Annotated in this window: 11 protein-coding genes; 6 read left to right on the top strand and 5 right to left on the bottom strand. The window is 60.1% G+C overall.

The window, feature by feature from the left end; all coding sequences use genetic code 11:
* The 6 genes from AC5P65_RS19010 to AC5P65_RS18985 all read left to right on the top strand — a co-directional run.
* Positions 1–856, top strand: an 856-nt coding sequence (locus AC5P65_RS19010; RefSeq protein ID WP_495215794.1) for an RHS repeat domain-containing protein, incomplete at its 5' end; no start/stop codon positions are given.
* Positions 853–1,320: a hypothetical protein gene (locus AC5P65_RS19005; RefSeq protein WP_146256797.1), complete on the top strand. Its 468-nt coding sequence runs from the start codon at positions 853–855 to the stop codon at positions 1,318–1,320. The genes AC5P65_RS19010 and AC5P65_RS19005, both read left to right, overlap by 4 nt.
* Positions 1,321–1,805: 485 nt before the next feature.
* The gene (locus AC5P65_RS19000) at positions 1,806–2,249 is read left to right on the top strand and encodes a hypothetical protein (protein ID WP_146256798.1); all 444 of its coding nucleotides are present in this window, start codon (positions 1,806–1,808) and stop codon (positions 2,247–2,249) included.
* 70 nt (positions 2,250–2,319) lie between these two features.
* Positions 2,320–2,514: a hypothetical protein gene (locus AC5P65_RS18995; RefSeq protein ID WP_049413427.1), complete on the top strand. Its 195-nt coding sequence runs from the start codon at positions 2,320–2,322 to the stop codon at positions 2,512–2,514.
* 1,733 nt (positions 2,515–4,247) lie between these two features.
* Positions 4,248–4,685, top strand: coding sequence for a hypothetical protein (locus AC5P65_RS18990; RefSeq protein ID WP_111098227.1), 438 nt, complete (start codon positions 4,248–4,250; stop codon positions 4,683–4,685).
* A gap of 699 nt (positions 4,686–5,384) precedes the next feature.
* Positions 5,385–5,687: a hypothetical protein gene (locus AC5P65_RS18985; RefSeq protein ID WP_021203140.1), complete on the top strand. Its 303-nt coding sequence runs from the start codon at positions 5,385–5,387 to the stop codon at positions 5,685–5,687.
* Positions 5,688–5,863: 176 nt separating this feature from the next.
* On the opposite strand, the gene AC5P65_RS18980 is transcribed toward AC5P65_RS18985, so the two are convergent.
* The 5 genes from AC5P65_RS18980 to AC5P65_RS18960 all read right to left on the bottom strand — a co-directional run bounded on the left by AC5P65_RS18980 (position 5,864) and on the right by AC5P65_RS18960 (position 11,167).
* Positions 5,864–7,120, bottom strand: a complete 1,257-nt coding sequence (locus tag AC5P65_RS18980; protein WP_010483557.1) for a cysteine desulfurase — start codon at positions 7,118–7,120, stop codon at positions 5,864–5,866.
* Entirely contained in the window at positions 7,117–8,379 is a 1,263-nt protein-coding gene (sufD, locus tag AC5P65_RS18975; protein WP_057502964.1) for a Fe-S cluster assembly protein SufD, read from the bottom strand. Before sufD ends, AC5P65_RS18980 begins: the two co-directional genes overlap by 4 nt.
* Positions 8,379–9,143, bottom strand: a complete 765-nt coding sequence (sufC, locus tag AC5P65_RS18970) for a Fe-S cluster assembly ATPase SufC (RefSeq protein ID WP_111098228.1) — start codon at positions 9,141–9,143, stop codon at positions 8,379–8,381. The genes sufD and sufC overlap by 1 nt, the downstream gene beginning before the upstream one ends.
* A gap of 74 nt (positions 9,144–9,217) precedes the next feature.
* Complete coding sequence (sufB, locus tag AC5P65_RS18965; RefSeq protein WP_019659402.1) at positions 9,218–10,693, bottom strand: Fe-S cluster assembly protein SufB; 1,476 nt, start codon at positions 10,691–10,693, stop codon at positions 9,218–9,220.
* Positions 10,694–10,711: 18 nt separating this feature from the next.
* Entirely contained in the window at positions 10,712–11,167 is a 456-nt protein-coding gene (locus AC5P65_RS18960; protein ID WP_005408436.1) for an SUF system Fe-S cluster assembly regulator, read from the bottom strand.
* Positions 11,168–11,306: the final 139 nt, after the last annotated feature.

Genomic DNA, 11,306 nt, shown 5'->3' with positions numbered 1-11,306 from the left:
CACTGATGCACTGGGTTCACCGGTGGCGATCACCGATGCCAGCGGAAACGTCATCGAGCGTACGGTGTATGAGCCGTATGGGGCGGTGGTGAATCGGCCGTTGAAGGATGGGCCGGGATATACGGGGCATGTGACGGACTCCGGGACCGGGCTGAGTTACATGCAGCAGCGGTACTATGACTTCCAAACTGTCGCATTTCTGGGGGCTGATCCAGTTGCAGCTAGTTCGGAAGGGGCTTCATTCAATCGCTATCGCTACGCTTCTGCCAATCCGTATAAGTTCAAGGATCCGGACGGCAGGGCAGACATGAACGTGTTCAGTGAAGCTGATCCGAACGGGCTGAGAGCGGCAGGAGATGCGCTCAACATTCCGGGCAAGTTCACGGTCGCAGGGCACGCCAATAACATGGTCATTCAGGACCAGCGAGGGGGGCGCATGGAAAACTACTCCACAGTCAGCTCATGGGATATGGCTCGGACCCAGTTTGGGCTAAAACAGGGCCAGGAAATATTCATGGCAGGTTGCCACCTTGGGGCGGAAATCGGTCAGGCAAAGGCTTTTGCTCAGGGATGGGCGAACCTGAATAAGTCGTCCGTATATGCTCCCAACGGATTCGTTCGCTATCCAAAAAACTACAAGCCTGGAGATGATATGACGCTCCGTGTCAGTATGGGTGAGAACGGAACCGGAGGTGCAGGTGTATGGCAAAGGTTCTCGCCTGGAGGGACGGGGCCGACGGGTCCCGCCATTCGTTCGATTACGATCAAAGCTGATGGTTCAATATCCTATCAGTTTGCTGAGCCTGAATTGGGGTCCAGAATTCGTAGAATAGAAACGGTGAAGGTGAAGCAATGAAAATTCTTTCGAATTCCGTTGTTTTGTCTTTGCTGCTTGTTGGCTGCGGTAACGGGGAGCCCCAGGAAGAGCGGCTTTCCCGAAATGAGAAACATGATGAAGCGCCAAGTTTGGCCCTTTCCCAGGAAGAATTGGAACATCAGATTTCGATGGCTGAAAACGGGAATGCAGAGGCCCGTCTAAAGCTCGAATGGCACTACTCGACGCGTGGCGACATGGAGCGGTATCGCTACTGGCTTGAGGAGGGGGTCGCACGAATGGACGTTAGTTCAATGCAGCGATTGGCACTGTTCCTCTCCCTTGAGCAAGGCGGGGGGGACTGTAAGCGCGCAATGCAAATCCTCGAGGAAGGCTTGCGTCTTGATCCGCCGGAGACTACGCGCGAACTGATGGAGATGGATCTTCAGAGATTGCGGCATGAACGGGTCGGGGTTCCACCTTGCGGGGTGGGGCTCTCCAATTAGAGGCAGCAGTTGCGCGAATGCCGATAATAATTCGTTCGGATTCGATGATAGGAACGGGTGGTGCGGAGCGCATTCTGGTTTGAACTCGAGGTTATTGGTTGGGCAGGTCTCGATGAAGATCATAATTTCTCTATCTGCTGCCTTACCGATGCTGCTTCTTGCCTCCTGTGTGCAGGACCGCGGTTGTCTTCTTCGGGTGGCCAACCAGGACCACGACAGCTCCTCATCTCAGAAGATCCATGCTGATATGGATGAACTCATACATTCGCGCCCTGTGGATGGGGAGCGGGAAGTGAATGCAGAGTTAGTGGTATCGCAGCTCGAACTCTCTCGGGAGGGGCGGAGAAATAGAAGGATTTTCTATGTATTGACTGATGGTAGCGGGAAACTCTTGACTGCGGGGACTTGTGGTATTGACGAACGCCAGTGTGCCTCGATCATTGTGAAGCGAATGCTCGGGTTCTGTGAAAGGATGTAGATTGCGGGTGCGCCAAGTTTTGGGAGGTATTTCAGTGAGAAATTCCCAAGTGCTTGATCGCTTTGGGTGGCTGGCCGGTATTATTGTGGCGGCGCTTTGTTTTTTAGGAATTGCCGCCTGTGGCGGAAGAGATAAACGTTTGGATGTGGTCATGAATCATGATCCGGGAAACGCAGCGGCTAATCAATACGAATTGGCGATCGAGTCAGTTTTCAATTCTTTCGAAAATGTGCCAGAAGCACAAATATGCAGGGTGCATTTAATTGATGTCAGGAGATCATTTGATCAGGATGGAAGCGAAAGGTTAAGGGTATATTTCGTCTTGGTCGATCGTTATGGTGTCGTCAAGTCGGCTGACACCTGTGGGCTTCCTTTGAATGAGTGTGTGACGATTATTGCCGAGAGGTCGAGGGTGGGCTGTCGGAGGGAAAAAGGGCTGGCTTTCCACTGATTCGGGCGGCACTCGCGGTGTTGGTGCGCATGGCCTGTATATAGTGCTGGGCGCTGCCGATGAAGTGGTCATGTACACTTGCACCGATGCGTTGGCTTCACCGGCGGTGATTACCGCTGTCAATGGAAATGTCATCGAGCGTACGGTGTATGAGCTTTCTGGTGAGGTGGTTCGGATGGTCATGGCTGAAGGGGTGATGGGCGAATGGCTATCCCAAGTAGAATGGGAGCACGTTGTCGTCAAACAGTGGCTGACGCGCTATTGATAGAATCACCACCGCAAACGCGGGTGGACACGCGGCCCACGGTGTTCCTTCCTGGGTTTCTCGACAAGTGGCGGGAGTGCTGTGAAATCTACAAGTTCATCTCGATGCCGACGACCAGCGATGGTTCTTCAAGGGTTTGCGCGCACTTCAGTGCTATGTCTTGTATCTGTCGCTGGTTGTTCGCTACATTAAATAGGAAGCGGTCGGCTGGATGACAACTGTCTTTTGGTGGTGGCCGACTATGTAAAGTCGTCGCGGGGGTGGGGTGGGGATGTCTACGACATTGCTCCTGAGGGGACGGTGGCAGGGCTGCGAGGATATGCAGTAATGCATCGCTCGGACGACGGAAAACTGCCGTCCGGGGAGTTGAAATCATTTCATGTCGATTTGGATCCCGAGTGCAAGGCTATTGTTGATGAGCTTGGCTATCAATGATTCCGCGCACTTTTCGGCTGGCAGGAGGAGCTTGGGTTTATGGGTGTGGAGCGAAGAAGGTGAGCGGTATCCCATGGCGCTGGATGGCGACGCAGAGGTGTGGGCGTGAATGTTGATTTCCGGTTTTTCATGGTTATTTTTTTTATTTTCTACGGGGCTGGTTGCAGGCATCAAGAAGGCGGGGGCGAACCGTCTGGAAAGAGCTGTGGGGTCGAGGGCAGCTCCGCTTGCCGAGTCAGCTTCCGGGAACTAGCTGCTACGCCCCGGCTATTCGATGGAAAGTTGGTGCGGATGGAGGGGTATCTCGGGGTGAGTGGGGGGCTCTTTGTACTGAATTCAAGCAAAGAGTTGTTTGAGGCCGGAGTGACTGAGGAGACTCAAGTTCGAATTAGAGGTCCAGTAGATATGCAGCGAGGCGTATTTGACGAATACGCGTATTCATGGGTTTCGATAATTGGGGTGTACAGGACAAGAGAAGCTGACAATTCGACAGGTGATCTGCTGCTTGGCGAAATTCACGCCCCCCTTGAAGTTCGCTCCCTACGAATCCCTGGTCCCGTGCCACGTGCGAAATTTGGGGACGTGCTCGTCAATCTTGAAGATCTGAAGTGAGTGATAGGTTGTGGAAATGACGTCATGTGCTTTCATTTCTGCCTTCTATGGCAGGAAAGCGGGATGATTCAAAGGCGCGCCTAACATGTGATCACATGTTCCCCGTGTTAGGGGTGAAACTTGCCAGGAAGGGGCCTCGGAACGTTCTCGATCGCTGGTAGAGTCGCAGATGTCACAGTACGCCATGGCACTCCTGGGCAGCTCAGTTCTCCACGTTGCGCGATTGCGTCTGTGTCATTGCGAGCTGATCGATCACGCCGATAGGCTTTGGGGGAATTTCCCCTTGGTTGAATAATATGAGGTTTCGCATTGAGCGCTATCGATGAAAAGAATATCGTTCTAGCCTGTCTGCGGAGGCTGTTGGAATCCGAGCCTGCTTCCGAGGAACAGGTGTCTGGCTGGTACCAGAGGGCGGAATTTATCAAGAACGTGATTCGGTCAAGTTCGTATGAAATAGGGGTTCCTCACGTGATATGGCACTATCTTGATGATGCCGATATCCGTATTCGCGATCCCCGCTATGCCGAAGCACAGGTGTTGGCCGTTAGGCGGAGTATTGATGAGTGGGCTTGAGTGCAGTCAGAAAAGCCATGAGCAATAAATGTTGCTTGCCAGACTGCATTGCGGCATCCCTCTCGGATGCTAACCCTCCGGATCTCCCTCTCCTCCGGGAGGACTGGGCAGGGATGGCGTTTGATCGCAACCTGTATGAGGACTTTGCTCCGAACGATGTTTGGGCGGCGTGGCTGAGCGCACTTTCGGAGCACTTTGCAGATATCGCAATGTGCGCGGTTCGATGTTCAGAGTGCTCCGACAGGGGAAGCCCCGTGGAAATTGAGCGAGGTCTGGATGGCCTGCGCTCCTACTGGCTGGAAGATGGGAACTTCATGCGTGATCATTTCTTGTTTTCGCGTGATGGTCGCTGGGTTGTAAAGCTGGATCAGGACGTGACGTTATTTGCGGGAGATGTCACTTTCCTTGCGGATGTTGTCGCGCGACTTGGTGGTGTAGAGCATGTCGAGAAGATGATGCGACGGGACCTGATTGGTACAGCTGAGGACGTAGTTGGTCTCGGTGGGTACGTCAAGGGGCTTCTTGCGCCATTGAACGCATCGAATCCATAGCTGATTGCTACGTAGAAGATTGGGTGTGCGGGCGCTATGTGATGGAGTAGCTTCAAAGGGCCTGCAACGCCGGTGATTGTTCGGCATGCTCCGCAGGCTTTTCCGTCACCCGCGGCGTATTGAATTGGGACTAAGCCATGAATGGCTCTGTTTGCTGTTGATTCGGGTGGTACTCGCGGTGGGGCCGTGGCTTGTGTGGCTCCGGCAGTCGCACAGGAAGTCGTTTCAATGTTCGGAGGCTGCAAGAAATGGCGAAATGCAAGCTGGGTGCTGAGCACTCAACCGCGTGGAGTGGTCGAATCCAATCATGCCTGGCTGCTGTGGTTCTTTCGCTGGGGTTGCAGGGTTGTGATTGGTTGTCGGATCCGGTGATTGTTGTAAAGAATGTTGGAAGGAGCGTGATTTATGGCGTCAGCTTGGAGGTTGGCGGTGGTGTGGTAGGCGTAGGATCAATTCCTGTCGGTGAAAGCAGGGTTGTGAAGCCTGAGGTCGCTACTGATTCCTCACTTCTTGTAACTTACTACGAGAGCAGTGTCCGCGTGGTTTGCCATGGGGATGTGTATTTTACGAATAATCTCTACGTCAGAGTTGAGGCGGATGTGGGTGGAGGGGTTTGCCGTATTGCAGAAATTGCGGATTGATTTGATCTTCGGCGCCTGTTTGACGAGTTTTTATAGCGCGGTGCCAGGGTGAAGAACGATGAAAAGCCTTGTTGAGAGCTTCCCCATTTGGGCTTCCATCATTCTAGGTGCCATGTGGATAAACGCATTTGCGGCTCACAGGATGTTGCTTAAAATCGAGCGTGAACGGCCGGAAGTACTCGCTGCAGTTGGAATCATCAAGGTTGATTGGTGGCTTAGGTGCTTGCGCGGTATTGCAGTGCTTGCCCTTACTTCCAAAGGGCAGACGCTCCATCAGGGGGAACGGTGGGTGCTGAGGGGCGTCGTGATGATGTACGTCTTCTTGATTGCATCCGGGGTATCCATGCTTGTTGGCATGTAGGAGACGGTGCCTCAAGGCCGTTGATGGTGGATGGATCGGCATTAGGGTGAGATTGCCCGTTCCTGGCATCACTCGGTGCTTCCCGGTCACGCCTCTGCTTGGTTGCGTTCAGTGCGCAATAAAAAACGCCGCAGTTTCCTGCGACGTTCTCATACTTCCTCGATTCTGGCGAATCTTCAGCCCAGCAGCTTTCGCACCTTCGTCAACGCCGTCATGAACCGCTCGATCTCGGCATGCGTGTTGTAGAACGCGAGCGAGGCGCGGCAGGTAGCCGCGACGCCGAAGTACTGCAGCAGCGGGTGTGCGCAGTGCTGACCCGAGCGCACGGCCACGCCTTCCAGATCCAGAAGGGTGGCCAGATCGTGCGCATGCGCGCCATCGATCAGGAACGAGACCACCGCAGCCTTCTCCGGCGCTTCGCCGATGATGCGCAGGCCGTCGACGCGGCGCAGTTCTTCGGTGAAGTGCGCCAGCAGTTCGGCTTCGCGTGCTTCCACGTTCTCCTGGCCAAGCTGCTGCAGGTAGTCGGCAGCCACACCCAGGCCGATGAAACCGGCGATGTTCGGGGTGCCGGCTTCGAATTTGTGCGGGGCATCGTTGAACACGGTGCCGTCGAAGCTGACTTCCTTGATCATCTCGCCGCCACCGAGGAACGGCGGCATCGCGTCCAGGTGCTCGCGGCGCGCCCACAGCGCACCGGTGCCGGTCGGGCCGCACATCTTGTGGCCGGTGATGGCGTAGAAGTCGCAGCCGATCGCGGCCACGTCGACCTTGCGGTGCGGCACGGCCTGCGAGCCATCGACCACGGTGATGATGCCGCGCTTGCGCGCTTCGCGGCAGATCTCGCGCACCGGGTTGACCGTGCCCAGCACGTTGGAGACGTGGGTGACGGCCAGCAGCTTGACCTCCGGGGTCATCGCCGCGCGCAGCGCATCCAGGTCCAGCGCGCCATCGGGGGTGATCTCGGCCACGCGGATGGTGGCACCGGTACGCTGCGCGACCAGCTGCCACGGCACGATGTTGGCGTGGTGCTCCATGCGCGTGATCAGGATCACGTCACCGGCCTTCAGCCGCGGCAGCGCCCACGAGTAGGCCACCAGGTTGATGGCGAAGGTGGTGCCGCTGCACAGCACCAGGTCGCTGGGGCGCACGTTGAGGAAGCGTGCCAGCGTGTTGCGTGCGCCTTCGTAGGCGTCGGTGGCTTCGCTGCCCAGTGCATGCACCGCGCGGCTGACGTTGGCGTTGTAGCGGCGGTAGAACTCGTCCACCGCGCCGATCACCTGCACCGGCTTCTGGCCGGTGTTGGCATTGTCGAAATAGACCAGCGGCTTGCCATGCACTTCACGCATCAGCAGCGGGAAGTCGAGGCGGACGCGGTCCCAGTCGGGGGCGCCGGTGCGTTCTTCGATCGGTCGCGGCGTGGACAGGTTCATGCCACACCCGCCTCGGCGAGGGCCTTGTCCAGGCGGCGTGCCAGCTGCGCACGCAGTGCGTCCGGCAGAATCTTCAACGGCTCGTGGCAGAACGCGGCGCTCAGCAGTGCCTGCGCCTGTGCCTGCGGCAGGCCGCGCGAGCGCAGGTAGAACAGCGCATTGGCGTCGAGCTGGCCGACGGTCGCGCCATGCGCGGCCTTCACTTCATCGGCGTCGATCACCAGCGTTGGCTGGGTGTCGATCTCGGCATCGGCCGACAGCAGCAGGTTCTTGTTGGACAGGTTCGCGTCGGTGCCATCGGCGCCTTCGCGGATCTGGATGCCACCATGGAACACCACGCGGCTGCGGTTGGCGGCGACGCCGCGCCACAGCAGCTCGCAGGCGGTATCGCGTGCAATGTGGTCGATACCCAGGCGGGTTTCGACGTGGCGGCGGCCATTGCCAAGCAGCACGCCGTTGGCGGTCAGCTGGGCGTTGTCACCTTCCAGGCGCACGTTCAGTTCATGGCGGCTGAGTGCGGCGCCCAGTTCCAGGTCCACGCGGTGGTACTGCGCGTCGCGGGCCAGCACGGCGTCGGTGCGCAGGAAGCTGGTCTGGCGCGCGCTGCCGGCCTGCACGCGGGCGTGCTTGAGCACGGCATCGCGAGCGACGTGGGCATGCAGCACGGTGTTGTCCAGGTGGGCGGAGTCACCCACGCTGAAGCGGTGCTCGACCACGCCCAGGCTGGCGCCGGCACGCAGTTCGATCAGGTGGCGGTGATGCCAGGCCAGGTCGGTGTCGCCGGCGACGCTGGCGAATACCAGCTGCAGCGGCGTTTCGACCTGCACGCCTTCATCCACGCGCAGCACCACGCCTTCATCGGCCAGCGCGGCATTCAGGCGGGCGAAGATCTCCTCGCTGCGCTCGTAGCGGCGGCCGAGGAAACGCACGGCATCTTCGCCAGCGGCCAGTGCGACCGACAGCGGCTGCAGCTGCACGCCGGCCGGCAAGGCCTGCACGTCGCTCAGCGCGGCATCCAGACGGCCGTTGACGAACACCAGGCGCGGTGCCGGAATGTCCTCCAGCAGGGCGGCGTCCAGCGCCGGGCCCTGCAGCGGTGCCGCAGCGAACGCACGGCGTTCCAGCTGCCGCAGCGAGGTGTACTTCCAAGCCTCGTTGCGGGCGGCCGGCAGGCCGTCACGCAGGGCCGCATCCAGCACTTCGCGGCGCGCATCGCTGCCGCAGAAGGCCTGGGCCATCGAATCAAGCAAGGCGCTCATCAGACCGCCGCCTCGGGCACGACCCGGTCCTTCAGGAAATCATAGCCGTGCGCTTCCAGTTCCAGGGCCAGTTCCGGGCCACCGGTCTTGACGATGCGGCCATCGGCCAGCACGTGCACCACGTCCGGCTTGATGTAGTCCAGCAGGCGCTGGTAGTGGGTGATGACCAGGAACGAGCGGTCGGCGGCGCGCAGTGCGTTGACGCCATCGGCCACGCTCTTCAGCGCATCGATGTCCAGGCCCGAGTCGGTTTCGTCCAGGATCGCCAGCTTCGGTTCCAGCACGGCCAGCTGGAAGATCTCGTTGCGCTTCTTCTCGCCACCGGAGAAGCCTTCGTTGACGCCACGGTGCAGCAGTTCGTCCTTCAGGTGCAGCACGGCCAGCTTCTGGCGCACCAGCTTGAGGAACTGCATGGAATCGAGTTCTTCCTCGCCGCGTGCCTTGCGCTGGGCGTTCAGTGCCGCGCGCAGGAAGTAGGTGTTGTTCACGCCCGGGATTTCCACCGGGTACTGGAACGCCAGGAACAGGCCGGCGGCGGCGCGCGCTTCCGGGTCCTGGTCGAGCAGGTCGACGCCGTCGAACTGCACGCTGCCTTCGGTCACTTCGTAGCCGTCGCGGCCGGCCAGGACATTGCCCAGGGTGGACTTGCCGGCGCCGTTCGGGCCCATGATGGCGTGCACCTGGCCCGGCTGGACGTCCAGCGACAGGCCCTTGAGGATTTCCTTGTCGCCGATGCGGGCGTGGAGGTTTTCGATCTTCAGCATGGTGGGGATTTCCGTGGGGCGGGCCGCGGCCCGCCGGTAAAGAGAATGCGTTTGCGAGGGGCAGGGGCGGGCGGTCAGCCCACCGAACCTTCCAGCGAGACTTCCAGCAGCTTCTTGGCTTCCACCGCGAACTCCATCGGCAGTTCGCGGAACACCTGCTTGCAGAAGCCGTCGACGATCATCGACACCGCGTCTTCCTGGCTGATGCCACGGGCGCGGCAGTAGAACAGCTGGTCGTCGGAGATCTTGGAGGTGGTGGCCTCGTGCTCGACGGTGGCGCCCGGGTTCTTCACCTCGATGTAGGGGAAGGTGTGCGCGCCGCACTGCTTGCCGATCAGCAGCGAATCGCACTGGGTGTAGTTGCGCGCGCCATCGGCGTTGCGGTCCACCCGCACCAGGCCGCGGTAGGTGTTCTGGCCGCGGCCGGCGCTGATGCCCTTGCTGACGATCTTGCTCTTGGTGCGCTTGCCGACGTGGATCATCTTGGTGCCGGTGTCGGCCTGCTGGCGGTGATGGGTCAGCGCCACGGAGTGGAACTCACCCACCGAGTCGTCGCCCAGCAGCACGCAGGACGGGTACTTCCAGGTGATCGCCGAGCCGGTCTCGACCTGGGTCCAGGTGACCTTGCTGCGCGCGCCACGGCATTCGGCACGCTTGGTGACGAAGTTGTAGATGCCGCCGACGCCGTTCTCGTCGCCCGGGTACCAGTTCTGCACGGTGGAGTACTTGATCTCCGCGTCTTCCAGCGCGACCAGCTCGACCACGGCGGCGTGCAGCTGGTTCTCGTCGCGCATCGGCGCGGTGCAGCCTTCCAGGTAGGACACGTAGGCCTTGTCCTCACACACGATCAGGGTGCGCTCGAACTGGCCGGTGTGGCCGGCGTTGATGCGGAAGTAGGTGCTCAGTTCCATCGGGCAGCGTACGCCCTTGGGGATGAACACGAAGCTGCCATCGGAGAACACCGCCGAGTTGAGCGCGGCGAAGTAGTTGTCGCCGACCGGCACCACGGTGCCCAGGTACTGGCGCACCAGCTCCGGGTGCTCCTTGATGGCCTCGGACATCGAGCAGAAGATGATGCCCTTCTCGGCGAGTTCCTTGCGGAAGGTGGTACCGACCGACACCGAGTCGAACACCGCATCCACCGCCACGCCGGCCAGCTTGGCGCGCTCGTGCAGCGGCACGCCCAGCTTGTCGTAGGTGTCCAGAAGCTCCTTGGGCACGTCATCCAGCGAGGCGTACTTCGGGCCCTTGGGCGCGGAGTAGTAGCTGAGCGCCTGCAGGTCGATCGGGGCGATCTCCAGCTTGGCCCAGTCCGGCATCGGCAGGGTCAGGAAGTGGCGGTAGGCGTCCAGGCGCCACTGCGTCATCCACTCCGGCTCGTCCTTCTTGGCCGACAGGGCACGGATGGTGTCCTCGTCCAGGCCCGGCGGCAGGGAGTCCGACTCGATCTCGGTGATGAAGCCGGCCGAATACTTGCGGCCGAGCTGCTCGTGGATCTCGCGGTTGGGGGTGTCGTCGTGGGCGACGTTTTCGATGGTTTCGGTGGCCATGGGGGGGCTGCCTGTGGATCAGGAGACGACGTCGACAGCGATGGTGCGGCGCTGTTCGTCATCGGCAAGGGGAAGAGGGGGCAGGATCTGGGCGAGGGTGACATCGCGCAGGGCCTCGGAGACCACGTCGTTGATCAGCCGCCAACTGCTGCGCGCGCCGCACTTGGGCGCCATGCCGCACTGGTGGTGGTCGTGGCTGCATTCGGTCAGGGCCAGCGGCCCTTCCATCGCTTCGACCACTTCGAACAGCGAGATCTCGATGGCCGGGCGGGTCAGGCGGTAGCCGCCACGGACACCGCGCAGGCCTTCGACCAGGCCGGCCTGGGCCAGTGGCTTGAGCACCTTGCTGACGGTGGGCGGCTCCAGGCCGGTGAATTCGGCCAGCTCGGTGGCACTGAGCACCTCGCCCGGACGGGCGGCAAGCACGGTCAGTACCACGGTGGCGTAATCGGTGAGCTTGGTGACACGCAACATGGGGATGCGAGTGGTTCTTAAAGCGGACTGAAATTGTACGCTTTTATTCGCCGCCATCCAACCCGGGCATTCAGCCGGCGCTGGGCCGGGCGGGAGGACGCGCCGGGCCGTTGCCGGGGCGCCATGCTGCGCTACCGGG

The organism is Stenotrophomonas sp. YJH_SMC_48-3 (genome assembly GCF_059369375.1).
This window is presented reverse-complemented; position numbering and strand designations above follow the sequence as displayed.